Origin of the sequence: Seonamhaeicola sp. S2-3, assembly GCF_001971785.1 — a bacterium.
Classification (GTDB): domain Bacteria; phylum Bacteroidota; class Bacteroidia; order Flavobacteriales; family Flavobacteriaceae; genus Seonamhaeicola.
On the sequence record NZ_CP019389.1, the window covers coordinates 710581 to 735384 of the forward strand.

At 31.5% G+C, this 24804-nt stretch carries 26 protein-coding genes; 5 read left to right on the top strand and 21 right to left on the bottom strand.

All coding sequences use genetic code 11. From position 1 onward, the window contains the following. Positions 1-14 precede the first annotated feature (14 nt). From BWZ22_RS03400 to BWZ22_RS03415, 4 genes are all read left to right on the top strand, one after another. Complete coding sequence (locus tag BWZ22_RS03400; RefSeq protein WP_083692170.1) at positions 15-2324, top strand: TonB-dependent receptor plug domain-containing protein; 2310 nt, start codon at positions 15-17, stop codon at positions 2322-2324. Positions 2325-2450: 126 nt separating this feature from the next. Next, complete coding sequence (locus BWZ22_RS03405) at positions 2451-4091, top strand: DUF1800 family protein (protein ID WP_076697996.1); 1641 nt, start codon at positions 2451-2453, stop codon at positions 4089-4091. A gap of 6 nt (positions 4092-4097) precedes the next feature. Beyond that, positions 4098-5729 (top strand): DUF1501 domain-containing protein, encoded by a 1632-nt coding sequence (locus tag BWZ22_RS03410; protein ID WP_076697997.1) that lies wholly within the window; start codon positions 4098-4100, stop codon positions 5727-5729. 3 nt (positions 5730-5732) lie between these two features. Beyond that, on the top strand, positions 5733-6497 hold the full coding sequence (locus BWZ22_RS03415; RefSeq protein ID WP_076697998.1) for a DUF5050 domain-containing protein: 765 nt from the start codon (positions 5733-5735) through the stop codon (positions 6495-6497). Here BWZ22_RS03415 and argS read toward each other — a convergent pair whose 3' ends face one another. Next, positions 6498-8270, bottom strand: a complete 1773-nt coding sequence (gene argS, locus BWZ22_RS03420) for an arginine--tRNA ligase (protein WP_076697999.1) — start codon at positions 8268-8270, stop codon at positions 6498-6500. 453 nt (positions 8271-8723) lie between these two features. On the opposite strand from argS, the gene BWZ22_RS03425 reads away from it, so the two are divergent. After that, the gene (locus BWZ22_RS03425) at positions 8724-10802 is read left to right on the top strand and encodes an ATP-binding protein (RefSeq protein WP_076698000.1); all 2079 of its coding nucleotides are present in this window, start codon (positions 8724-8726) and stop codon (positions 10800-10802) included. Positions 10803-10841: 39 nt separating this feature from the next. On the opposite strand, the gene ctlX is transcribed toward BWZ22_RS03425, so the two are convergent. From ctlX to rpsN, 20 genes are all read right to left on the bottom strand, one after another. Then, the gene (gene ctlX / locus BWZ22_RS03430) at positions 10842-11786 is read right to left on the bottom strand and encodes a citrulline utilization hydrolase CtlX (RefSeq protein WP_076698002.1); all 945 of its coding nucleotides are present in this window, start codon (positions 11784-11786) and stop codon (positions 10842-10844) included. A 1-nt stretch (position 11787) separates the two neighbouring features. Beyond that, positions 11788-12699, bottom strand: a complete 912-nt coding sequence (locus BWZ22_RS03435) for a dimethylarginine dimethylaminohydrolase family protein (protein ID WP_076698003.1) — start codon at positions 12697-12699, stop codon at positions 11788-11790. Between the two features lie 134 nt (positions 12700-12833). Beyond that, the gene (locus tag BWZ22_RS03440; RefSeq protein WP_076698004.1) at positions 12834-14120 is read right to left on the bottom strand and encodes a citrate synthase; all 1287 of its coding nucleotides are present in this window, start codon (positions 14118-14120) and stop codon (positions 12834-12836) included. Between the two features lie 177 nt (positions 14121-14297). After that, positions 14298-15587, bottom strand: a complete 1290-nt coding sequence (gene eno, locus BWZ22_RS03445) for a phosphopyruvate hydratase (protein WP_076698005.1) — start codon at positions 15585-15587, stop codon at positions 14298-14300. 155 nt (positions 15588-15742) lie between these two features. Then, positions 15743-16849: a glutamine-hydrolyzing carbamoyl-phosphate synthase small subunit gene (gene carA, locus BWZ22_RS03450; RefSeq protein ID WP_076698007.1), complete on the bottom strand. Its 1107-nt coding sequence runs from the start codon at positions 16847-16849 to the stop codon at positions 15743-15745. A gap of 89 nt (positions 16850-16938) precedes the next feature. Next, on the bottom strand, positions 16939-17421 hold the full coding sequence (gene rplQ, locus BWZ22_RS03455; RefSeq protein WP_076698008.1) for a 50S ribosomal protein L17: 483 nt from the start codon (positions 17419-17421) through the stop codon (positions 16939-16941). A 70-nt stretch (positions 17422-17491) separates the two neighbouring features. Next, on the bottom strand, positions 17492-18484 hold the full coding sequence (locus BWZ22_RS03460) for a DNA-directed RNA polymerase subunit alpha (protein ID WP_076698009.1): 993 nt from the start codon (positions 18482-18484) through the stop codon (positions 17492-17494). A 100-nt stretch (positions 18485-18584) separates the two neighbouring features. Beyond that, positions 18585-19190, bottom strand: a complete 606-nt coding sequence (gene rpsD / locus BWZ22_RS03465) for a 30S ribosomal protein S4 (RefSeq protein ID WP_076698011.1) — start codon at positions 19188-19190, stop codon at positions 18585-18587. Between the two features lie 185 nt (positions 19191-19375). Further along, entirely contained in the window at positions 19376-19759 is a 384-nt protein-coding gene (gene rpsK, locus BWZ22_RS03470; protein ID WP_076698012.1) for a 30S ribosomal protein S11, read from the bottom strand. 6 nt (positions 19760-19765) lie between these two features. Further along, complete coding sequence (rpsM, locus tag BWZ22_RS03475; protein ID WP_076698013.1) at positions 19766-20134, bottom strand: 30S ribosomal protein S13; 369 nt, start codon at positions 20132-20134, stop codon at positions 19766-19768. Between the two features lie 106 nt (positions 20135-20240). After that, positions 20241-20357 (bottom strand): type B 50S ribosomal protein L36, encoded by a 117-nt coding sequence (gene ykgO / locus BWZ22_RS03480; RefSeq protein WP_013305171.1) that lies wholly within the window; start codon positions 20355-20357, stop codon positions 20241-20243. Positions 20358-20361: 4 nt separating this feature from the next. Continuing rightward, the gene (gene infA / locus BWZ22_RS03485) at positions 20362-20577 is read right to left on the bottom strand and encodes a translation initiation factor IF-1 (RefSeq protein WP_007094967.1); all 216 of its coding nucleotides are present in this window, start codon (positions 20575-20577) and stop codon (positions 20362-20364) included. Positions 20578-20587: 10 nt separating this feature from the next. After that, complete coding sequence (gene secY / locus BWZ22_RS03490; protein ID WP_076698014.1) at positions 20588-21934, bottom strand: preprotein translocase subunit SecY; 1347 nt, start codon at positions 21932-21934, stop codon at positions 20588-20590. 14 nt (positions 21935-21948) lie between these two features. Then, a complete protein-coding gene (gene rplO / locus BWZ22_RS03495) occupies positions 21949-22401 on the bottom strand; it encodes a 50S ribosomal protein L15 (protein ID WP_076698015.1) in 453 nt (150 codons plus the stop codon). 12 nt (positions 22402-22413) lie between these two features. After that, positions 22414-22596 (bottom strand): 50S ribosomal protein L30, encoded by a 183-nt coding sequence (gene rpmD, locus BWZ22_RS03500; RefSeq protein ID WP_076698017.1) that lies wholly within the window; start codon positions 22594-22596, stop codon positions 22414-22416. 11 nt (positions 22597-22607) lie between these two features. Further along, positions 22608-23132 (bottom strand): 30S ribosomal protein S5, encoded by a 525-nt coding sequence (gene rpsE, locus BWZ22_RS03505; RefSeq protein ID WP_076698018.1) that lies wholly within the window; start codon positions 23130-23132, stop codon positions 22608-22610. A gap of 6 nt (positions 23133-23138) precedes the next feature. Then, on the bottom strand, positions 23139-23495 hold the full coding sequence (gene rplR / locus BWZ22_RS03510; RefSeq protein WP_076698020.1) for a 50S ribosomal protein L18: 357 nt from the start codon (positions 23493-23495) through the stop codon (positions 23139-23141). Between the two features lie 10 nt (positions 23496-23505). Continuing rightward, on the bottom strand, positions 23506-24048 hold the full coding sequence (gene rplF / locus BWZ22_RS03515; protein ID WP_076698022.1) for a 50S ribosomal protein L6: 543 nt from the start codon (positions 24046-24048) through the stop codon (positions 23506-23508). A 15-nt stretch (positions 24049-24063) separates the two neighbouring features. Beyond that, on the bottom strand, positions 24064-24462 hold the full coding sequence (rpsH, locus tag BWZ22_RS03520) for a 30S ribosomal protein S8 (RefSeq protein ID WP_076698024.1): 399 nt from the start codon (positions 24460-24462) through the stop codon (positions 24064-24066). Positions 24463-24534: 72 nt separating this feature from the next. Beyond that, the gene (gene rpsN, locus BWZ22_RS03525) at positions 24535-24804 is read right to left on the bottom strand and encodes a 30S ribosomal protein S14 (RefSeq protein ID WP_076698025.1); all 270 of its coding nucleotides are present in this window, start codon (positions 24802-24804) and stop codon (positions 24535-24537) included.

Here is a 24804-nt window from a genome sequence, read left to right on the forward strand (position 1 = left end):
TTTTTCTGTTTTTTTTGAACATTACACTTTTAAAAGCACAAACCGTTCAAAAAGAAAAGCAACCCCTTACTCTTATATTAAAGCAATTAGAAAACCAATACAACATTAGTTTTTCTTATGCAGACAAAACAGTTAAAGATAAAAAAGCAACACTGCCTGATAAAAGTTTAGCATTACAAGACGCTCTAAGACTTTTAAAAAAAGAAACAACCCTAGATTTTGAAGTATTAAATAACCGCTTTGTAGTTATAAAACCAGTAAAAAAAAAGAGAACTAGCTTTAGAATACAAAACCTAGAAGAAGTTATAGTAACCAATTTCTTAACTACTGGATTAACAAAATTTAACGATGGTTCTATAACTATAAAACCAGAAATTTTTGGTATTCTACCTGGGTTAATAGAACCTGATGTTTTACAAACTATTCAAGCTTTACCGGGTGTAATAAGTACCGATGAAACGGTTTCAAATATTAATGTTAGAGGCGGCACTCATGACCAAAACCTGTTACTTTGGGATGGTATAAAAATGTATCAATCTGGTCATTTTTTCGGACTCATTTCGGCATTCAATCCGTACATCACAAAAAAAATTAACGTTTACAAAAACGGAACTAGCGCTAAATATGGCGAAGGTATTTCTAGCATTATAGACATACAATTACCTAACAAAATTGATAATGAATTTAAAGCAGGAGTTGGTCTTAACTTTATTAATGCCGATGGGTTTGCTAAAATTCCGCTTTCTAAAAAAACAGAGTTACAACTTTCATCACGTCGCTCTGTAACAGATTTAATAGAAACTACCACTTACAACCAATATTTTAAACGTATTTTTCAAGATTCAGATTTCAACAACAATAACAGTGATGGTAATTCTATATCTCAAAATGAATCATTTTATTTTTATGATGTTACTCTAAAATTTTTGTATGATATTACTAAAAAAGATAAATTAAGACTTCATTTTTTAAACGTAAATAATAAGTTTGATTATGATGAGCAATCTACCATTAACGATAGACCGGAGTATTTAAACAGTAACCTATCACAACAAAATTTAGCATTAGGTATTACTTACACCAAAGATTGGACAGACCAATTATCTACCACAGCCCAAGTATATGCTTCAAACTATGCTTTAGATGCTACAAACCATGATGTTTTAAATAACCAAAGGTTAATTCAAGAAAATAGAGTTTATGATCGTGCAGCCAAAATAGACCTCAATTACAAACACAATCATCAGCTTCAACTTAATGGTGGTTATCAATTAAACGAGGTTGGTATTAGCAATTTTGAAGACATTAACAACCCAAATTTTAGCAGGTATATAAAAGAAGTTGTAAAAAGTCATGCTGTTTATGCAGAAACCTCATTGCTTTCTTATGGAGCTCAAACCAAATTAAAATTTGGCACCCGTTTAAACTATCTTGATAAGTTTAATACGTTTTTTGCAGAACCCAGATTAAGTTTTAGCCAGCGTTTTTTAAGTGATTTCAGATTTGAAGTTTTAGGAGAATTAAAAAGCCAATTCACCTCTCAAATTATAGACCTACAAAACGATTTTTTAGGCATTGAAAAACGCAGGTGGGTACTCTCTAATAACAATAAAGAGGTTATTGAAAACGGCAACCAAACCATATTTCCCGTACCCGTTTTAAAAAGCAAGCAACTATCAGCAGGAGTTCATTATAATAAAAACAAACTCCTAGTTAGTGCAGAAACCTATATTAAAAAGGTGGATGGTATAACTACCAGGAGCCAAGGTTTTCAAAATCAATATCAATTTATTCATAGTGTTGGCAGTTATGAAATTAAAGGTATTGATATATTACTTAACAAACAGTTTGATGATATTGTAAGCACATGGATTTCTTATTCATATAGCACCAATAATTACCTATTTCCAGACCTAAATAATGGTGAAAAATTCCCTAACAATGTAGACATAAGACATGCTGTTACTTTTGCGGGTACTTACACTCAAAACAATTTAAAACTTGCCATTGGGCTAAATTGGAACTCTGGAAAACCCACTACGCTTCCTGATGAAAATAGAGCCCATAATCCCCCAACAATTACTTATCAAAGCCCTAATAGTAATAATTTAGATGATTATTTAAGAGCCGACTGTTCTGCTACCTACTCTTTTAACCTTTCAAGAACTTCTAAAGCCACTATAGGAGCATCTGTTTGGAATATTTTAAACCGAAAAAATATTATAAATGCCTATTATACATCTGATAATGAAGGAAACATATCTAAAATAGAAAATGAATCATTAGGCATTACTCCAAATATAAGTTTTAGACTACATTTTTAACTTAAAACATCATTAAATCGATATTAACACGCATTTCATCGATATAATTAACTGAATTTCAACGAAAATTCATTCTTTTTTGATTCGCTAGTAAATATATTTTCTATTTTTCTCAAAAAAAGAAAAATGGCATCACTAAATCCTCTTACGTCAAGCTTAGACTTAAGAAAAGCTAAGCATTTACTAAGGCGTGCTACTTTTAATTTCACCAAAGAACAATTGGAAGTATTTACAGGTATGACGGCAACCCAAGCCATTGATAGTATAACCACAGAATCGGCATACATACTACCAGAACCTTATGATCCGCTTCCAACTGATAATCCCGATGAATTTTGGACCTCTTCAGAAGCGCTACCAAACAGCTTTTCAGGGCAAGCCAGAAAACGAGGTATTGTAACAGCATGGTGGTGGTATAATGCCATAAACCAAATAAGTTTAAAACATAAGTTATCATTTTTCTTTCATACATGCTTTACTGTTGCTAAAGATGATGGTGCAGGCGCTTCAACCTATTATTATGATTACCTAAGACTATTAGATTTTTACGCTCTAGGGAATATAAAAACTTTAGCTAAAAAAATCACATTAGATAATGCTATGTTAGATTATTTAGATAATACACAAAACAATAAAAATAATCCTAACGAAAACTATGCCCGAGAATATTTAGAGTTATTCACCATTTTAAAAGGCGAACAAATTGGTCCAGAAAACTACACAAACTATACAGAAGTAGATATACAACAAGCTGCCAAAGTACTATCTGGTTTTAAACAAAGCCTAGAAAGAACAGATATAGATCCAGACACTAACATCCCTATGGGATATGTAAACATTGACCAACATGATACAAATGATAAAACTTTTAGTAGTGCTTTTGGTAATCAAGTTATTGTTGGTAGAGATACTGAAACTGGTGCTTTTGAAGAACTTGATGATTTTGTTGAAATGGTTTTTGCACAACCAGAAACAGCAAAAGCTTATTGCAGAAAACTATACCGTTACTTTGTTAAAAGTACTTGGGATGAAGAAGTTGAAACCGATATTATAGAACCACTTGCACAATTATTAATAGATAATGATTATGAAATTTTACCTGTTGTAAAAACTCTATTATCTAGCGAACATTTTTATGATGCCGATGATAGTGATGCTACCGATGAAATAATAGGAAGTATTATTAAAAGTCCTCTACAATTACTATCTGAAATTTGCTCTATGTTTAGTGTAACGTTTCCTAACCCATCTAGTAGTGCTTTAGATTATTACTACAATTTCTTCTATAAATTTATTCATAACAGTTACTTTGAAGCTTCGGGGATGGACTTTTTCAATCCAGAAGATGTAGCTGGTTATCCAGCTTACTACCAAGAACCAAATTTTGACAGATATTGGTTTTCTTCTAACACAATTATAGGAAGGTACAAACTGGTTGAAAGTTTAATTGAAGAAAAAAACACCATTACTTCTGGTAACACTTATGCATCATTAAATACCGTTTTATTTGTAAAAAATAAAATTGCAAATGCCCAAGACCCCAATTTACTTATTTCTGAAATTGCAGATTTACTATATCCAGAATCTATTGATACCGACAGAATAAATTATTTTAAAAGCTTTTTAGTAGATGAAGGCTACCCAGATTATTATTGGACGGGTGTATGGAACCAATATCTAAGCAGTAATGATGATATTACTGTAAAAACACGTTTAGATGCTTTAATAATTGCTATGATTAATGCTGCTGAATTTCAATTAATGTAAAAAACTATGAAAAGAAGAAACTTTATAAAACTTTCGGCATCAGCCTCAGTTATTGGGTTAACACCTTTTCAACTGCAAGCGGCATTAAAATCTTTTATGCCTTATTTTGAATGTCCAGACATCTCAAACAGAAAACTGGTACTTATAAATTTAGCTGGAGCAAATGATGGATTAAACACCGTTATACCATTAAATCAATATGACATTTATAGTAATTTAAGACCCACTATAAAAGTCCCTATTTCGGGAACTAATAAATACATTACTTTAGACAGCACATTACCAGATAACCAGCAGGTTGGATTAAACCCAGCTCTTACAGGGTTTAAATCTTTATATGATAAGAGTTGGTTACGCGTAATACAATCTGTGGGATATCCATCACAAAATAAAAGTCATTTTAAATCTACCGATTTATATTTAACAGGAAATGATGGTAACAGCCTATTAAATGGTTCTGATACAGGTTGGATGGGACGTTTTATGGAATTATTTTATTCCGATTTAATTGTAGAAACCTATCCCCTTGCCGTAGAAATTGGTTCCAACAAAACATCATTAGGATTTCACGCTGAAGAAGCACATGGGTTATCATTAAATCTTACAGGGCAAGACCCCGCAGGATTTTATACTGTTTTAAGCGGATTAGGTGGTGTACCACCTTTAAACATTCCAGATTCAGATTATGGTGATCAACTAAAATTTATAACCAATACCGATGCCTTATCTAACACCTATGCAGAATCTATCTCTAATGCATTTAATAAAGGACGAAATGATATAACTTATCCTGATTCCGATTTATCTAATCAGTTAAAAACAGTAGCTAGATTAATAAGTGGCGATTTAGGTTCTAAAATATACATGGTACGTATTTCTGGATTTGACACCCATGATGCACAAGTACAAGGTGTTGGCGAAGTATTAGGAAGACATCACGAACTACTTACAGAGCTTTCTGAAAGTATGGAAGCTTTTATAAATGATTTAAATAGTCAAAATTTAGCCGATGATGTGGTAGGACTTACCTTTTCTGAATTTGGAAGAAAAGCAGCCGAAAATGGTAATTTAGGTACAGACCACGGCGAGATAGCTCCCATGTTTATTTTTGGAAAACCCGTTGCTGGCGGAGTTTCTGGTACAAATCCAGATTTAACAGAAGCTACAAGTAATAACAACTATCAACTAAAAACAGTTCAGTACGATTACAGGCAAACCTTTGCAACCCTACTACAAAACTATCTTGGTGCTAATGATACCGTTATTGATGCTACGTTTTTCAACCACACCTTAAATGATAGTTTTGTGAATTTAAAAATTGAAGATATTTTAAAATCTGAATATGACATCTCAAAAGGTTGCGTTGCTAGTACAAATGACTCAACAAAAGAAAACAAACAATGGCTAATATACCCAAACCCGTTTAGAGATACTGTTAATTTGTCTAGTATTAATAACACAGAAACTGTTTCATTTAGAGTATATAATGCTTCGGGTATTTTATTGTTAGAAACAACAGCAAATTTAATTGATGGAGCTGCAAGTATTAATTTATCTAAATATAGTAGCGGTGTTTACTTTTTTCAAATACTCTTAGAAAACAATAAAACCGAAATCCATAAGGTTATTAAAATTTAGTTTATGAAAGCACTTAAAGCTCTTTTAACTTTATTTACTATCGCAATTATAACGCCTTCTTGTAGTTATGATTTAGACGATAAAACCGGAGGTAGTGTTTTAATTGAAGAACCAACAATTACCACTGACACTATTAGGTTGTGGGTTTTAACACATAAAAGATACGAAAGTCCTGGTATATATTTGTATAATGAAACAACCGCTACTGTTGAGTTAAAATTAGATTTACCTGTGAATTTAGAATCGCCACACGCTCTGGCTTTTGATGGCGAATTTTTATGGGTTGGTGGTGATGCCGAAAACGAATCTGTTTACCAACTTAACCCAGAAAATGGTTCCATTATATCTGAAATAAAAAACATTAAAACAGAAGGTATTGCCCTGTTAAATGATTATTTATATTATTCAAACTACAAAACAATAAATAAAATAGAAAAAAACGGAACGCTTGTTGAAGAAATTTCTACAAAAAACTCGTCGTATAATATCCCCGATATTGCTATTTATGATAACAATTTATACTACTTACGCTATTCTGAAACAGAACCCGTAGTTAAACTAAAACTATCTAACAAAAAAGAAAGTAAAATACCTATAGCCGAAAGTACAGGCACCTATTGTCTTACCGTTTTTAATGATGAAATAGTTACTATAACACCGTTTAATGAAATTAGCAGATTTAATCTAAAAACAGGTGAACTAATTTCAACCAATCCAACAGAAATAAAGGGCTGGATAACAGCTATAGCTCCTTATTTTGAATTATAATTACATACGCTTAGGCACCTGAATTCCTAAAACACTAAAGGCATTTTTAATAGTATTAGCTACAGTATTAGATAACTGTACTCTAAAAATTTTTTCATCTTCGTTATCGGCTCCTAAAATAGATACATTTTGGTAAAATGAGTTAAACTCTTTAACCAAATCATAAGTATAATTAGCTATTAATGCAGGACTATGTTGTGCAGCTGCATTTTGAATAACTTCTGGAAATAACTGAAGTTGTTTTAATAATGCTTTTTCTTTTGCATGTAAATCAACTACAACATCTTTATTACTAGTTGATGCTTTTCTTAAAATAGATTGAATTCTAGCATACGTATACTGTATAAATGGCCCTGTATTTCCTTGAAAATCTATAGACTCTTTAGGATCAAAAAGAATTCTTTTCTTAGGGTCTACTTTTAAAATGTAGTATTTTAAAGCCCCTAAACCTATGGTTTTGTAGAGTTCCTTTTTTTCTTCTTCAGAATAGCCTTCTAATTTTCCTAATTCTTTTGAAATTTCTTCAGCAGTAGCTGCCATTTCATCAATTAAATCATCGGCATCAACTACGGTACCTTCTCTACTTTTCATTTTTCCACTAGGTAAATCTACCATACCGTAGCTTAAATGATATAGATTTTTTGCCCAATCAAATCCTAATTTCTTTAGAATTAAAAACAACACCTGAAAATGGTAATCTTGTTCATTGCCTACAGTATAAACCATACCGCCAACATCTGGAAAATCCTTTATACGTTGTATAGCAGTTCCTATATCTTGCGTCATGTAAACAGCTGTACCATCGGCACGTTGAACAATTTTTTTGTCTAGACCTTCTTCTGTTAAATCACACCAAACAGAGCCATCTTCTTCTTTATGAAATACGCCAGATTTTAATCCTTCTTCTACAAATTCTTTTCCTAATAAATAGGTGTTGCTCTCATAATATAAGGTATCAAAATCTACTCCTAAGTTTTTATAGGTTTGATTAAAACCATCATAAACCCAACCATTCATGGTTTTCCAAAGGTTAACAGTTTCCTCATCTCCAGCTTCCCACTTACGTAGCATTTCTTGAGCTTCTAATAAAATAGGCGCATTCTTTTTTGCATTCTCTTCTGTTTCTCCAGAAGCAATTAGGTTTTCTATTTCCTTTTTATATTCTTGGTCGAATTTTACATAATAATTTCCAACCAATTTATCGCCTTTTAAACCAGTACTCTCTGGTGTTTCTCCTTTACCAAAACGTTTCCAAGCCAACATACTTTTGCAAATATGTATTCCTCTATCATTAATAATCTGGGTTTTGTAAACCTTTTTACCACTAGCTTTTAAAATTTCAGAGACACTATAACCCAAAAGGTTATTTCTAATATGACCAAGATGTAGCGGTTTGTTGGTGTTAGGAGATGAATATTCTACCATAATAGCTTTTTCACTTGCTTGTGGAGTTACAAAGCCAAAGCTATCATCATTTTTTATAGAATTAAAAAAGTTAAGGTAGTACGAATCGCTAATTTCAATATTCAAAAAACCTTTAACAACATTATAGGCTTTAACATCTTCAACATTTTCTACCAAGTATTTACCTATAGTTTCACCTATTTGAACTGGATTACCTTTTATATACCTTAACATGGGAAAAACAACCACTGTTATATCTCCGGCAAACTCTTTTCTTGTTGCTTGAAATTCTACAGATTCAATTTCAACATTAAAAGAAGCTACAATAGCTTGTTTTACTTGGTTTTCTAAGGTTAATTGAAGACTCATTGATAGTTTATTTTTTAGGTGGCAAAGATAAAACTTTTATTAAAGGTTTAACACAAAAAAACTATTAGAAACTACTAGCCTTTAATTAATTATTTTTGTAAATTTCTCATAAGCAATCAATTAAAAAAACATGAATAAAACTGGTTTAATAACATTGCATTTCATCGACAAAAGTGTAGTTTTTCTATGATTTTTGCCGTTCGTCTATTCGTCGATATTTTACTTAATTTTCATACATCATTTTATCTAATATATTGGTATTAAAACCTATAAATTAGATTATAAAATGTCTTTTTACAAATTTTGTTTTGTAAAGCTATTAATATCCAATTTTTATTGGAAACATTTTAAACACTAACAAACAATTACAGTTAAATAAAGCAATCTTACTTTTCCCTCAAAAATAAGACTTCTTTTGTGGGTTGTTTTGTTGTGTTGTAATTTAAATGTTATATGAGGAGAATAATTATTTTAATTATGTTTTTGTTTATGTACATTGGGTTTGCTCAAACCAATGACATAGATAGTCTCTCTATAGAATTAGCTTACCAAACTCAAGACTCTTTAAAAGTAGACACTTCTTTAAAACTTATAAAAGCTCTTTATGAAAATGAAGATTATGATAGAGCTTTAAAATATATTGTACAAAGTGAAAAACTCTCTAGCAATATAAATTATAATAAAGGAATTGCAGAAATAACTTTTTACAAAGCCTTAATTTATGCTAAAAAAGACGATTACATTAACGCCTTAAGTGGCTATAACAGAGCTAAAAAATTATTTAAGACTTTACAAGACACGTTAGGAATAGCAAAGGTTAACAATAGTATTGGACTTATTGAGATTAAACGTGGTAATTATGCAAAGGGTTTACAATATTCATTAGCCGCTATTAACGAATTAGAAAAACGAAATTTAAGAGAAGATTTAAAACTAGCATACAGTAATTTGGCCGAAGCTTATAATAATGTTGAGGCTTATGACAAAGCTATTGAGTTTTATGAGAAAGCTTTACTACTTCAAGAACAACTTAATGATTCTATTGGTATAAATATTTCTAATAGTAATTTGGCAGAATTATATTCTCTTAAAAAGGAACATAGAAAAGCTATTGAATTTTATGAAAAAGTTTTAGCTAACAATAAAAATGATTCTGTTAGAGGTAAAATTTACCCAAAATTAGGTGGAGAATATTTAATGTTTAATGATTATGCCAATGCTACAAAATATTTAATACGAGGTTATAACGTTACTAAACGAAAAAACGATAAACCAAATTTATTAATAGCTTTAAACAATTTAGGTAATTTAAACATTCAACAAAACAGACTAAAAGTTGCAGAGCAACAACTATTAGAAGCTGGTACCATTGCCAAAGAACTTGATAATAAACCAGAATTACTAAAACATTACAAGTACATGAAGTCTCTAGATTCTATTAAAAAGAATTTTGCTAGGGCTTTTGTTTGGCAACGTGAATATTATGATTTAAAAAATAAAATTGATAGAGAAAAAGCTAAAGTTAGTATATCTAGTAAAAATATAAACCTAAATCTAGACCCTAACTTTGACAAACCCGAAGAACAAAACAACCCCACTGAAACAACAAAAAGCAGTAAAACTGTATTTAGTGATACTAAAAGTGACACTAAAAATACTGATAAGTTTAAACTGATTTTATATGGGCTATTAGCAGCTCTTGCTATTGTTTCTACCTTTTTAATTTTAATTTATTTAAAACGTAATAGTAATATTAAGTACACCCAAGAATTAGAAGAAAAAAATATAAAAATTGAACTTCAAAATAAGGCATTTCAAGAACAAACCAAACATCTTGAAAACATTAACAATGTAAAAGATAAATTATTCTCAATTGTATCTCATGATCTTAAAGATTCACTTTCTTCTATTAATGGTTTTATAGAGTTGTTAAGAGATGGTTCTTTATCTAGAGAAGAGTTTGATAACTTAATACCTGAATTAAGCGAAAATGCAAACAATGCTTCTTTATTACTTTTTAACTTACTTAACTGGTCTAAATCTCAAATGCAATCATTAGAGCCAAAACCAAGTTTATTTGATGTACAAGAGGTTTTTGAAGATAAATTAAAACTTATTGAACAAAGATTAGAAAGTAAAGGTATTAATTTAGTAGATCATTCATTAAGAGATTTTGCCTATGCAGACCGCAGTATGTTTGAAATAGTAATTCAAAATCTTTTAGCTAATGCTATAAAATTCTCTAAGAAAGGAGACACTATCACTATTTCTAACCATATTAGTAATGGCAGCTGTATTGTTAGTATTGCAGATACTGGCATTGGTATTTCTAAAGAAAATTTAGAGAAACTTTTCAAAAATAACACCTTTACTACTCCAGGTACTAATAATGAAAAAGGTACTGGTTTAGGACTTTCAATTTGTAAAGAATTGGTAGAACTCAACCATGGTAAAATTTGGGTTGAAAGCACTTTAAATGTAGGAACTACTTTCTACGTGCAATTACCTAAATCAAGACCCGAAGATGCTTAAAATAAGCTAATTTCTTAAAGACTTTTTAACTTTACTTTTCTAATTTAAACTCTGCTTAGGTAAAAACACCTCAGCCATCATACATCTAGCACTACCACCGCCACAAGTTTCAATAGTATCTAAAGAACTTGAAATAATTGGACAATGTTTTTCTATTTGCGTTATTTGATGGGGTGTTAAGCAATTATATGCAGCTTGACTCATTACTAAATACAACTTATTATTTGCTCCTTGTACCTGCAACATATTTCCAGCAAAACTGTTTACTTGATTTTCTGTTATTGCTATAATATCTTTATTGGTTTCTTTTAAATGCTTTACAACATTTTTCCGTTCTTTTTTATCATCAATAGCATCTAAACAAATTACTGCAAAGGTTTCTGCTATGCACATCATAACATTGGTATGATAAATTGCTTTTCGCTCTCCTTTTACTGTTTGGTTAGCAGTAAATACAATAGGAGTATATTCAAAATCTTCACAGAATTCAATAAATAAATCTTCATCTGCTCTTGGAGACAATGCACAATAGGCTTTTCTATTTACTCTATCTAAAATAATACTTCCTGTTCCTTCAAGAAAAATATCTTCTTCTTCGGCAGATGTGTAATCTACTATGTGCTCTATTAAAAAACCATTATCTTCTAATACATTTAAAATATCTTCTCTACGTTCATGTCTTCTATTTTCTGCAAACATAGGGTATATGGCAACCGTACCATCTTCATGAAAAGAAATCCAATTATTTGGAAATATAGAATCTGGTGTATCAAAATCATCAGTATCTGAAACTACTATAACATTAACGCCAAAAGATTTAAGTTTTTCAACATAAGCATCAAATTCTTGTTGTGCTTTTTGATTTACTGAGTTTGGTAATACATTATTAATATCTTTTTGGTAGTAGTTATTTACTGCTGTTTGCTCATTCATCCTAAAACTAACCGGACGAATCATTAAAATAGTATTAGTTGTTTGTTTCATTTTAATCTCTAATTAAGGGTAATGTGGTACAACGCAAGAGCCCTTCTTGTTTTCCTATTTCATGATAAGGAACTTCTTCAACAGTAAAGCCTTGTTTACGCAACCAATTATTTAACCGAGTAAAGTTTTTTTCTGAAATAATAACATCTTCTGAAATTGAAAATATATTGCTATACATTTGGTACATTTCATATTTAGTTATTTCAAATATATTTTCTTTTCCAAAGAAATTAACAAGCCAATTGTATTCGCTTTCAACTAAAAATCCGTTTTTGTGAATAATAGCTTTATCCTTCCCTATTGGTTGAAAACAACAATCTAAATGCAATGCATTTTCTTTAGGGTTTGTATTAGATTTTCTTAGTTCAAAAGCTTTTATTTTTTTATTTGGAAACAAATCTTTAATAGCATGTACGGCTTGTATATTTGTTCTTGCGGTAATGATATCTGGATAGTCTGCTCCTGTATAAGTGCCTATAAAAATGTAGTCATTCCATGGCATAACATCGCCTCCTTCAACATGACACTCATCTGGTAAAATAATTCTATTTTCACCTTCTATTTTATTCCAAACATATCTTATAGCTTCTATCTCTTTATCTCTATCAGGTAATATATTGGCTTTAATGATTTTATCTTCAACAACAAAAGCAATGTCTCTAGAAAAAATTTGGTTACAATTTTTTAACACATCTGGTCTGTAAACTGTAACATCATATTTTTTTAGAACTTCTGCAACAGCTTCCATTTCTAAAATCATATCAGCTTCTTTAGGATAAGTGCCCGCTAATACATGCTGAATGCTTTTAGGGTCGTAGCAATCTTCAACTTTAGGTGTTGGTCCGCAGCTTTTTGCCGTTCCTAAAACAACTGCTCTTAACCTTGAGGTTTCATTTTGAATATTTAACTTCATATAAAAGCTAATTTAAAATTCAAATCTAAGCATAAAAAACAATTCTTTGAATTATTCTTAAAAAAAACCCTAAAAAAAAGAAAAGCTTTATGAAAATTCATAAAGCTTAACAATTATTTAAAAATAATTAAATATTATCTCTTTTCTATTGGCACAAAACTTCTTTCAGTTTCACCAATATAAAGTTGTCTTGGTCTTCCAATTGGCTCTTTACGTAAACGCATTTCTCTCCATTGTGCAATCCATCCTGGTAAACGCCCTAAAGCGAACATTACGGTGAACATTTCTACAGGAATTCCCATGGCTCTGTATATAATTCCAGAATAGAAATCTACATTTGGGTATAATTTTCTATCAATAAAATACTGATCTTCTAAAGCTTCTTTTTCTAATCCTTTAGCTACTTCTAAAACAGGGTCTACAACACCTAAATCTGATAAAACCTCATCTGCTGCTTTCTTTATGATTCGGGCACGAGGATCGAAATTTTTATAAACTCTATGACCAAATCCCATTAAACGGAATGGGTCATTTTTATCTTTGGCCTTAGCCATGTATTTTTTTGTATCACCTCCATCAGCTTTTATAGCTTCTAGCATTTCAAGTACTGCTTGGTTGGCTCCACCATGAAGTGGCCCCCACAAGGCAGAGATTCCTGAAGCTAAAGAAACAAACAATCCTGCGCGTGACGAACCAGCGATTCTTACTGTTGAAGTAGAACAGTTTTGTTCATGATCTGCATGTAGAATTAATAATTTATCTAAAGCATCTACATAAATTTTGTTGTTTTCAAATTTATGGTTTGGTTTAGAAAACATCATTTTTAAGATATTTTCTACATAGCCTAAACTATCATCTCCATAATCTAAAGGTAAGCCTTGTTTTTTTCGCATAGTCCATGCTACTAATACAGGCATTTTCCCCATAATTTTTACGATGGCATTATACATCTCTTCTTCTGATTCTACATTTACAGAAGAAGGATTAAACGCTGTTAAAGCACTAGTTAAAGATGATAAAACCCCCATTGGGTGTGCGGCTTTTGGAAAAGCATCTAAAATTTTATGCACATCCTCATCTACTATAGAGTTCTTTTTTATGTCACTATGAAATTTCTCAAGCTGATCTTTTGTTGGCAATTCTCCAAAAATTAACAGATAAGCTACTTCTAAAAAGTCTGCTTTTTCAGCTAATTCTTCAATAGAATATCCTCGGTATCTTAAAATTCCTTTTTCACCATCTAAAAACGTAATAGCACTTTCACAAGACCCTGTATTTTTATATCCAGAATCTAAGGTTATTATACCATTAGTAGCTGCTCTAAGGCTTTTAATATCTATTGCAACTTCTTTTTCCGTTCCTTCAACTAAAGGAAATTCATATTTTTTTCCATCAATTTCAATGGTTGCAGTATTTGCCATAAGTTTAAGTAATTTATTTTGTTTAAGCGGAATGCTAAAATACAAAAAAAGCCCTTATTTTTAAAAGCTATTCTTCTATGTTATTAATGAATTTAGCTATATCTAAAATTAATAATAAATAAAAAAGCGATTATTAAACAATAATCGCCTTTTTTTGAAAATTTTATAATTGTTTTTTTAGCTTACTTTGAAAGCTTTTTCTTGAGGAAAATACGCAACATCACCTAGTTCTTCTTCAATACGTAATAATTGATTGTATTTTGCCATACGATCTGAACGTGAAGCAGAACCTGTTTTTATTTGCCCACAGTTTAAAGCTACCGCTAAATCTGCAATAGTATTATCTTCAGTTTCACCAGAACGGTGAGACATTACTGAAGTATATCCTGCATTTTTAGCCATATTTACAGCTGCAATAGTCTCTGTTAAAGAACCTATTTGGTTTACTTTAATTAAGATAGAGTTTGCAATTCCATTTTCAATACCTCTAGATAAGCGCTCTACGTTGGTTACATATAAATCATCACCTACTAACTGAACTTTATCACCTACTTTTTCTGTTAATGATTTCCATCCATCCCAATCGTTTTCATCCATTCCATCTTCAATAGAAATAATTGGGTATTTTTCACATAACTCTGCTAAATAAGCTGCTTGCTCTTCAGACGTTCTTACCACACCTTTATCTCCTTCAAACAAAGTATAATCATACTTACCGTCTTTATAGAATTCAGCTGAAGCACAATCTAAAGCTATTTTTACTTCATCACCAAATTTGTATCCTGCGTTTTCAACTGCTTTACCAATAGTTTCAATGGCATCTTCAGTTCCATCTAAAGTTGGTGCAAAACCACCTTCATCTCCTACTGCTGTACTTAAATTTCTATCGTGTAGCACTTTCTTTAAATGATGGAATATCTCTGTACCCATTTGCATTGCATGTGTAAAAGTTTTTGCTTTTACAGGCATAATCATAAACTCTTGGAATGCAATTGGTGCATCACTATGAGAACCTCCATTAATAATATTCATCATAGGAACAGGTAGTGTATTTGCAGACACCCCACCAACATAACGATATAGAGGTAATCCTAATTCTGCAGCAGCGGCTTTAGCAGCAGCTAAAGATACTCCTAAAATAGCGTTGGCTCCTAATTTAGATTTATTAGGTGTACCATCTAAATCAATCATAATTTGATCGATTAAATTTTGTTCAAAAACAGAAACACCTAAAAGCTTTTCGGCTATAATAGTGTTTACGTTTTCAACAGCTTTTAAAACACCCTTACCCATGTAAGTATCTCCTCCGTCTCTTAACTCAACTGCTTCATGTTCTCCTGTAGAAGCACCAGATGGTACTGCAGCTCTACCTAAAACATTGTTCTCTGTTATAACATCTACCTCTACTGTTGGGTTTCCTCTAGAATCTAGAATTTGTCTAGCATGAATATTTATTATTGAACTCATAATTAGTTTATTTATACTTTAATTTAATACTTCAAATTTACGGTTAAATCTTGTCTTTTTTTAGTTGTTTTTAAAGAATTTATAAAATTAACCTCTATAACGTTTTAGTAAAATATAAGCCTTTAAAAAATTAATTTTTTAAAGGCTTATATTAATTATTTTTGTTTAATATTTTCTATAAATTGATCAAATAGATAAGACGAATCATGTGGTCCTGGACTTGCTTCTGGATGATATTGAACCGAAAACACATTTTTGTTTTTCATTGCTAATCCTGCTACTGTATCATCATTAAGGTGAACATGAGTAACTTCTAATTCAGCATTAGCTTCCGTCTCTTCCCTATTAACAGCAAAACCATGGTTTTGAGATGTGATCTCTCCTTTTCCTGTTTTAAGGTTTTTTACCGGATGATTAATTCCTCTGTGTCCATTATACATTTTATAAGTTGAAACCCCATTAGCTATTGCTATAACTTGATGTCCTAAACAAATACCAAATAAAGGTAAATCTCTTTTAATAATTTCTTTTGCTATATTTTGAGCATCTACCAATGGTTCTGGATCTCCAGGACCATTAGATAAGAAGTATCCGTCTGGATTAAATGCTTCTAAATCTTCAAACTTAGAGTTGTATGGAAAAACTTTTATATAGCAATCTCTACTAGCTATATTTCTTAAGATATTTTTCTTTATTCCTAAATCTAATGCTGCAACTTTGTAAGTTGCATTTTCATCTCCATAGTAATAAGGTTCTTTTGTTGATACTTTTGAAGCCAACTCTAAACCTTCCATACTAGGTGTTTCTGCTAATTGCTTTTTTAAGCCTTCAACATTATCAATATCTGTACTAATTACAGCATTCATAGCACCATGGTCTCTTATATAACTAACCAAAGCTCTAGTATCAACATCAGAAATAGCTAAAAGATTATTTTTTTCTAAAAATTTTTCTAATGAACTATCTGCTGAGTCTCTAGAATAATCATAACTGAAGTTTTTAACTATTAACCCCGCTATTTTTATTGAATCTGATTCAACTTCATCTTCATTAGTTCCATAATTACCAATATGTGCATTGGTAGCCACCATTAATTGCCCAAAATATGATGGGTCTGTAAAAATTTCTTGGTAACCCGTCATTCCTGTATTGAAACACACCTCTCCAAAGGCGGTTCCTTGTTTATTCCCTACCGCTTTACCGTAAAAAATAGTCCCATCTGCTAAAAGAATGATGGCGTCTTGCTTTTTTTGATATTTCATGTTTTCAATAAAAAAGTTTTGCAAAATTGCATAAAAAAAAGGATAAACTAAAATAGTTTATCCTTTATATATTAAATGCTTATTAACATTTATTCTTCCTCTTCGTTAGTTGAAGTATTCTTATTTTCTACAGGTGGAGTAGGAACAGTTGTTGACTTACCTCTTCTACTTCTTCTTGTAGTTTTCTTTTTAGGTTTACCAGCATTATAGATTTCATTATAATCTACTAGCTCTATCATTGCCATATCAGCGTTATCACCTAGCCTATTTCCTAACTTAATGATTCTTGTGTAACCACCTGGTCTATCACCAACTTTAACAGCTACATCTCTGAACAACTCTGTAACAGCTTCTTTTTGTCTTAATTTACTAAAAACAAGACGTCTGTTATGTGTTGTATCTACCTTAGATTTAGTTACTAAAGGCTCTACAAATTGTTTTAAAGCTTTTGCTTTTGCAACAGTTGTATTAATACGCTTGTGCTCTATTAAAGAACAAGCCATATTTGCTAACATTGCCTTTCTGTGAGCTGTCTGTCTACCTAAATGGTTGAATTTTTTTCCGTGTCTCATGACCTTTGTTTTAAACCTCTATCTTGCTACTACACTCATTTGAGGAGCAAATTATAAAGGAGTTGATTATTTAATCTTTATCTAATTTATATTTACTTAAATCCATTCCGAAACTTAAACCTTTAACACTTACAAGCTCTTCTAGCTCTGTTAAAGACTTTTTACCAAAGTTTCTAAATTTCATTAAATCGTTTTTATTGAATGACACTAAATCTCCTAAAGTATCTACTTCTGCTGCTTTTAAACAATTAAGTGCACGCACAGATAAGTCCATATCTATTAACTTGGTTTTAAGCAACTGGCGCATATGTAATGATTCTTCATCATATGTTTCAGTTTGTGCAATCTCATCTGCTTCAAGCGTAATTCTCTCATCAGAGAATAACATAAAGTGGTGTATTAACGTTTTAGCAGCTTCTGTTAAAGCATCTTGAGGTGTAATAGAACCATCGGTAATGATTTCAAAAACTAATTTTTCATAATCAGTTTTTTGTTCTACACGGTAATTTTCAATGCTATATTTAACATTTTTTATTGGTGTATAAACAGAATCTGTAAAGATAGTTCCTACTGGAGCAGCAGCTTTTTTATTTTCTTCTGCAGGCACATAACCTCTACCTTTTTCTATAGTAATTTCAAAATTAAGATTTACTTTAGGATCTAAGTTACAAATAACTAACTCTGTATTTAACACTTGAAATCCTGATATAAACTTCTGAAAATCACCTGCTGTAATTCTTTCTTGACCAGAAATTGAAATTGAAACAGATTCATTGTCAATATCATCTATTTGTCTTTTAAAACGAACTTGTTTTAAATTTAGAATAATTTCTGTAACATCTTCAACCACACCCTCTATTGCAGAAAATTCATGGTCTACACCCTCAATTCTTACTGAAGTTATTGCAAAACCTTCTAATGATGAAAGTAATACTCTTCTTAATGCATTACCAACTGTTAATCCGTAACCAGGTTCTAAAGGTCTGAATTCGAATTTACCTTCGAAATCAGTAGAATCAATCATGATTACTTTGTCGGGCTTTTGGAAATTAAATACTGCCATAATGTTTTTTCTTCGTTTTAATTGTTATTCAGTTGCGCGGTTTATAAGTTTGAAGAAGAACCTATGAACCCTTTGGCTAAATACCAATATGATTAATTTATTATTTAGAGTATAATTCGACGATGAATTGCTCGTTAATATTTTCTGGAATTTGAATTCTAGCAGGTACAGAAACGTAAGTACCTTCTTTTGTATCATTATTCCAAGTAATCCACTCATAAACATGAGAAGAATTTGCTAGCGAATTTTGAATAACTTCTAAAGATTTTGATTTTTCTCTTACAGCAACAACATCTCCTGCTTTTAATTGGTAAGATGGTATATTTACTAATTTACCATTTACGGTGATGTGTCTGTGAGATACTAATTGTCTTGCAGCACTTCTAGATGGAGCAATTCCCATACGAAATACTACATTATCTAATCTAGATTCACAAAGTTGTAATAATACCTCACCAGTAATTCCTTGTGCTGCTCTTGCTTTTTTAAATAATCCTCTGAATTGACGCTCTAAAATACCATAAGTATATTTAGCTTTTTGCTTTTCTGCTAATTGAATAGCGTATTCAGATTTTTTCCCACGTCTTCTGTTGTTTCCGTGTTGACCTGGAGGATAATTTCTTTTTTCAAAAGATTTATCTTCTCCAAAAATAGCTTCTCCAAATTTACGAGCTATTTTAGTTTTAGGACCAGTATATCTTGCCATTTTAATTTGTTTTAAGAGTGGTTATGAATTAAGGTCTTAATCTTATCCTTCGATAACCATATTATCTCTTGTTGATACTTGTTTTAATTAAATTTTTTCAGTTTGCAAATGTATGCAAAAAATTAACATCATCTGAGTAACAGATGATATTAATTTTATTTTATTCTAAAGATAAGTTGTATATATTATACTCTTCTTCTTTTTGGAGGTCTACATCCGTTATGTGGTAATGGAGTAACATCAATAATTTCTGTTACTTCAATACCTGCATTATGTATAGATCTAATAGCAGATTCTCTACCGTTACCAGGACCTTTTACATATACTTTTACTTTTTTCAATCCTGCTTCTTGAGCTACAGCAGCAGCATCTTCAGCAGCTAATTGAGCAGCGTAAGGGGTGTTTTTCTTAGATCCTCTAAATCCCATCTTACCAGCAGATGACCATGAGATAACATCGCCTTTTTTGTTGGTAAGAGATATAATGATATTATTGAAAGAAGCTGTAATATGTGCTTCACCAATTGCGTCAATAACAACTTTACGTTTTTTACTACTTGTCTTTGCCATAATAAATTATGCTTTTTTCTTATTAGCAACTGTTTTTCTTCTACCTTTTCTAGTTCTAGAGTTGTTTTTTGTGCGTTGACCTCTTAAAGGAAGTCCTGCTCTATGACGAATACCTCTATAACATCCTATGTCCATTAAACGTTTAATGTTCATTTGAGTTTCAGAACGTAATTCCCCCTCTATTGTGTAAGCTGAAACAGCCTCACGAATGCTACTTATTTGATCATCGCTCCAATCTTGAACTTTGATATTTTCATCAACCTTAGCAGTTGCTAAAATTTCTTGTGCTCTACTTTTACCTACTCCGTAGATATATGTTAAAGCAATTACTCCTCTTTTTTGTTTTGGTATATCTACACCTGCAATTCTTGCCATATTGTTTTTAGTTTCTAGTTGTTAGTCTTTAGTTGTTAGAATCCTAAACATTTCTATTTCAAGCAGATTCATCTAACCACTAAAAAACTAATGACTCTTTTCTAATTTAACCTTGTCTTTGTTTAAATCTAGGATTCTTTTTGTTTATAACGTAAAGTCTACCTTTTCTACGCACAATTTTACAATCTGCGCTTCTTTTTTTAACTGATGCTCTTACTTTCATCTTATTAGTATCTATAAGTTATTCGAGCCTTAGTTAAATCGTAAGGGCTCATTTCTAATTTCACTTTATCTCCTGGTAATAGCTTAATGTAATGCATACGCATTTTACCAGAAATATGAGCAGTCACAATGTGACCGTTTTCTAATTCAACACGAAACATAGCATTTGATAATGCCTCTATAATGGTTCCGTCTTGTTCTATTGCTGCTTGTTTTGCCATAGTATAATATTTAAGCTATTGCTTTTCTATTTTTACCCGTTTTCATCAAGCCATCATAATGTCTATTCAACAAGTATGAATTTACCTGTTGTGCGGTATCAATTGCAACTCCTACCATAATTAGTAATGATGTACCACCAAAGAATAATGCCCAACCTTGACTTACATCCATAAGCTTAACAATAAATGCTGGGAACACAGCTATAAGCGCTAAGAATATAGAACCAGGCAAAGTTATTTGAGACATTATTTTATCTAAATATTCAGCTGTTTCAGAACCTGGACGAATACCTGGTATGAAACCGCCACTACGTTTTAAATCATCTGCCATTTTGTTAGTTGGTACTGTAATTGCCGTATAAAAATATGTAAATACAATAATTAATAAAGCAAATACTAAATTATACCAAAAACCAAAAATATCTGCAAAATTAGTTTGTAACCAAGCTCCAGCTGAGGTATCTTTTAAGAAAGAAGATCCTCCAATTAAACTAGGCACAAACATAATAGCTTGAGCAAAAATGATTGGCATTACACCAGAAGCATTAAGCTTTAATGGTATATATTGTCTTGATCCACCAACGGCAGCTTTTTCATAACCACCAGATGCTGTTCTTCTTGCGTATTGTACTGCAATTTTTCTAACAGCCATTACTAACATAACAGAAGCAAGAATAATAACAAACCAAATAACTAATTCAAAAAGAATAAGCATTACGTTATTACCTTCCATTCTAGTTGCTGCGTTTTGAAGAAAGGCTTGTGGCAATGTAGCAATAATACCAACCATAATTAATAATGAAATACCATTACCAATACCTTTGTCTGTGATTTTTTCACCTAACCACATTGCAAAAATACACCCTGTAACTAAAATACTTACAGATGAAAAATAGAACAACGGTCCTGTTCCTAATAAAAAGGCACTTTGTGGCACACCTAAACTAGGCAAACTAGCTAAATAGGTTGGAGATTGAAACAAACATATTGCAATAGTTAACCAACGTGTTATTTGAGTAATTTTCTTTTGACCACTAGCACCTTCCTTTTGCAACTTTTGCAAATAAGGAATAGCAATACCCATTAACTGTACAACAATAGAAGCAGAAATGTATGGCATAATACCTAATGCAAACACAGATGCTCTTGATAAAGCTCCACCAGTAAAGGCACTAAGTAAACCAAGGATTCCCGTTTCAGTATTAGCCCCTAATTCACTTAATTGACCTGCATCTATACCAGGCAATGTAACTTGAGTACCAAAACGATAAACTAATAACAAACCAAGTGTAACTATGATTCTGTTTCTTAGTTCCTCTATTTTCCAAACATTTTTTATTGATTCTATGAATTTCATACTGTAATAGGGTCTTATAATGTTACAGCTTCTCCTCCTGCAGCTTCAATAGCAGCTTTTGCTGAAGCAGTAAACTTATGAGCAGATACTTTTAATTTAGCTTTTAATTCTCCTCTACCTAAAATTTTAACTAGATCATTTTTTCCAGCTAACCTGTTAGATAAAATAACATCTAAATCTACAGTATCTTTAATTTTCTTATCGTCAACCAATTGTTGTAATGTATCTAAATTGATACCTTGATATTCAACACGGTTTATATTTTTAAAGCCAAATTTAGGCACACGTCTTTGAAGCGGCATTTGACCACCTTCAAAACCTAATTTTTTAGAATAACCAGAACGTGACTTGGCACCTTTGTGACCACGTGTAGCGGTACCACCTTTTCCAGAACCTTGTCCTCTACCTACTCTTTTTCCTTGACTTTTTACTGAACCTTGTGCAGGTTTTAAATTACTTAAATCCATTTCAGTTTTGTATTATTTTGCTTCTTCAACAGAAACTAAATGTGAAACTTTAGCAATCATTCCAAGAATGTTTGGAGTTGCCTCGTGTTCTTTAACTTGTCCAATCTTTTTAAGACCAAGAGCTTCTAAAGTTCTTTTTTGTCTTTGCGTACGATTGATAGCGCTTTTAACCTTTGTTACTTTAATCTTTCCCATGATTGATTTTATTAAGCGTTAAAAACTTTTTCAAGTGAAATACCTCTATCTTTGGCAATAGTATTAGCATCTCTTAATTGTAATAAAGCATCAAATGTTGCTTTTACAACGTTATGTGGGTTAGAAGACCCTTGAGATTTTGATAATACATCATGTACACCAACTGCTTCAAGAACTGTTCTTACAGCACCACCAGCAATTACACCTGTACCAGGAGCAGCAGGAATAATATTTACTCTTGCACCACCATACTTACCTTTTTGCTCATGTGGTAAAGTTCCTTTTCTTATAGGGATACGAACTAGGTTTTTCTTAGCATCTTCTACGGCTTTTGCTATTGCACTAGCAACGTCTTTAGATTTTCCTAAACCTTGTCCTACAACACCAGCCTCATCACCAACTACTACAATTGCTGAGAAACCAAATGCTCTACCACCTTTAGTTACTTTTGTAACTCTTTGTACACCAACTAAACGATCTTTAAGATCTAATCCACCTGGTTTTACTAATTCTACACTTTTATATTTTTGATACATAATTTCTTAGAATTTAAGTCCTGCTTCTCTAGCGCCGTCAGCTAATGATTTTACTCTTCCGTGATATAAATACCCTCCTCTATCAAAAGCAATAGTTTCAACACCAGCTTTTAAAGCTTTTTCTGCAATAGCTTTTCCTACTAAAGCTGCTTTTTCAATTTTAGTACCTTTTGCAGAACTAATTTCTTTATCTCTTGAAGATGCAGCACTAATAGTGTTACCAGTTACATCATCTACAATTTGAGCATAAATTTCTTTATTGCTTCTATAAACAGCTAATCTTGGTCTTGCTTCTGTACCAGAAACAACCTTACGGATCCTGTTTTTTATTCTTAATCTTCTTTGATTCTTTGTTAATGCCATAACTAATTTATTAAGCTGATTTACCTGCTTTTCTTCTTATTTCTTCACCAACAAACTTGATACCTTTACCTTTGTATGGTTCTGGTTTTCTAAAACCTCGAATTTTGGCTGCTACCTGCCCAACAAGTTGCTTATCGTGAGATGTTAGTTTAACTATTGGGTTTTTACCTTTTTCACTTACTGTTTCAACTTTAACTTCTGGAGCTAAACTCATAACAATATTGTGTGAAAAACCTAAAGCTAAATCAAGTTTTTGCCCTTGATTAGTAGCTCTGTAACCTACACCTACTAATTCTAATTCTTTGGTCCATCCTTTTGATACACCTTCAATCATGTTATTGATTAAAGATCTGTATAAACCATGTTTAGATTTGTTATCTTTATTATCAGAAGAGCGTGTAACGTAAACATTACCTTCTTCAACTTTAACATTTACAGTATCAAAGTTTTGAGTTAATTCTCCTAATTTACCTTTTACTGTAATTACGTTATCCTTTACTTCTACAGTAACTCCTTCTGGAATTGCAACTGGGTTATTTCCTATTCTACTCATGTCTTTCTCCCTTTTTTAGTAAACGTAACATAAAACTTCTCCACCTACATTATCCCTTTTGGCTTGTTTACCTGTCATTACTCCATGAGAAGTAGAAACTATGGCTATACCAAGACCATTAAGAATTCTAGGTAATTCTTTTGCACCTGCATACTTACGTAAACCTGGTTTACTTATTCTTTGAATTTTCTTAATTACAGGCTCTTTAGTAACACTATTATATTTAAGTGCTATTTTAATAGTGCCTTGTGTTGTAGAATCATCAAATTTATAACTTAAAATATATCCTTGTTCAAATAATATTTTAGTTATGTCTTTCTTTAAATTAGACGCAGGAATCTCAACCACTCTGTGGCCAGCACGCACTGCATTTCTAATTCTTGTTAAATAATCCGCAATTGGATCTGTGTACATAATTAATTGATTTAGTGATTTTGGTTTTCAGTGTTGGTTACTGAACCTTAAATCTGATTATTTTAAATAATATTACCAACTAGCTTTTCTAACACCAGGAATAAGGCCTTTGTTTGCCATTTCTCTAAACATTACACGAGAAATACCAAAATCTCTCATATATCCTTTAGGTCTTCCTGTTAATTTACATCTATTATGCATACGAATTGGAGAAGCATTTTTTGGTAACTTTTGCAATGCTTCATAATCTCCAGCTTCTTTTAAAGCTTTACGTTTTGCAGCATATTTAGCTACTGTTTTAGCTCTTTTTACCTCACGGGCTTTCATTGATTCTTTAGCCAT

Bases quoted from the DNA above. Each gene is read 5' to 3' on its own strand.
- BWZ22_RS03405 (WP_076697996.1), top strand. From the start codon at position 2,451: ATGGCATCACTAAATCCTCTTACGTCAAGCTTAGACTTAAGAAAAGCT.
- BWZ22_RS03410 (WP_076697997.1), top strand. From the start codon at position 4,098: ATGAAAAGAAGAAACTTTATAAAACTTTCGGCATCAGCCTCAGTTATT.
- BWZ22_RS03415 (WP_076697998.1), top strand. From the start codon at position 5,733: ATGAAAGCACTTAAAGCTCTTTTAACTTTATTTACTATCGCAATTATA.
- argS (WP_076697999.1), bottom strand. From the start codon at position 8,270: ATGAGTCTTCAATTAACCTTAGAAAACCAAGTAAAACAAGCTATTGTA.
- BWZ22_RS03425 (WP_076698000.1), top strand. From the start codon at position 8,724: ATGAGGAGAATAATTATTTTAATTATGTTTTTGTTTATGTACATTGGG.
- ctlX (WP_076698002.1), bottom strand. From the start codon at position 11,786: ATGAAACAAACAACTAATACTATTTTAATGATTCGTCCGGTTAGTTTT.
- BWZ22_RS03435 (WP_076698003.1), bottom strand. From the start codon at position 12,699: ATGAAGTTAAATATTCAAAATGAAACCTCAAGGTTAAGAGCAGTTGTT.
- BWZ22_RS03440 (WP_076698004.1), bottom strand. From the start codon at position 14,120: ATGGCAAATACTGCAACCATTGAAATTGATGGAAAAAAATATGAATTT.
- eno (WP_076698005.1), bottom strand. From the start codon at position 15,587: ATGAGTTCAATAATAAATATTCATGCTAGACAAATTCTAGATTCTAGA.
- carA (WP_076698007.1), bottom strand. From the start codon at position 16,849: ATGAAATATCAAAAAAAGCAAGACGCCATCATTCTTTTAGCAGATGGG.
- rplQ (WP_076698008.1), bottom strand. From the start codon at position 17,421: ATGAGACACGGAAAAAAATTCAACCATTTAGGTAGACAGACAGCTCAC.
- BWZ22_RS03460 (WP_076698009.1), bottom strand. From the start codon at position 18,484: ATGGCAGTATTTAATTTCCAAAAGCCCGACAAAGTAATCATGATTGAT.
- rpsD (WP_076698011.1), bottom strand. From the start codon at position 19,190: ATGGCAAGATATACTGGTCCTAAAACTAAAATAGCTCGTAAATTTGGA.
- rpsK (WP_076698012.1), bottom strand. From the start codon at position 19,759: ATGGCAAAGACAAGTAGTAAAAAACGTAAAGTTGTTATTGACGCAATT.
- rpsM (WP_076698013.1), bottom strand. From the start codon at position 20,134: ATGGCAAGAATTGCAGGTGTAGATATACCAAAACAAAAAAGAGGAGTA.
- ykgO (WP_013305171.1), bottom strand. From the start codon at position 20,357: ATGAAAGTAAGAGCATCAGTTAAAAAAAGAAGCGCAGATTGTAAAATT.
- infA (WP_007094967.1), bottom strand. From the start codon at position 20,577: ATGGCAAAACAAGCAGCAATAGAACAAGACGGAACCATTATAGAGGCA.
- secY (WP_076698014.1), bottom strand. From the start codon at position 21,934: ATGAAATTCATAGAATCAATAAAAAATGTTTGGAAAATAGAGGAACTA.
- rplO (WP_076698015.1), bottom strand. From the start codon at position 22,401: ATGGATTTAAGTAATTTAAAACCTGCACAAGGTTCAGTAAAAAGTCAA.
- rpmD (WP_076698017.1), bottom strand. From the start codon at position 22,596: ATGGGAAAGATTAAAGTAACAAAGGTTAAAAGCGCTATCAATCGTACG.
- rpsE (WP_076698018.1), bottom strand. From the start codon at position 23,132: ATGTATCAAAAATATAAAAGTGTAGAATTAGTAAAACCAGGTGGATTA.
- rplR (WP_076698020.1), bottom strand. From the start codon at position 23,495: ATGGCATTAACAAAGAATCAAAGAAGATTAAGAATAAAAAACAGGATC.
- rplF (WP_076698022.1), bottom strand. From the start codon at position 24,048: ATGAGTAGAATAGGAAATAACCCAGTTGCAATTCCAGAAGGAGTTACT.
- rpsH (WP_076698024.1), bottom strand. From the start codon at position 24,462: ATGTACACAGATCCAATTGCGGATTATTTAACAAGAATTAGAAATGCA.
- rpsN (WP_076698025.1), bottom strand. From the start codon at position 24,804: ATGGCTAAAGAATCAATGAAAGCCCGTGAGGTAAAAAGAGCTAAAACA.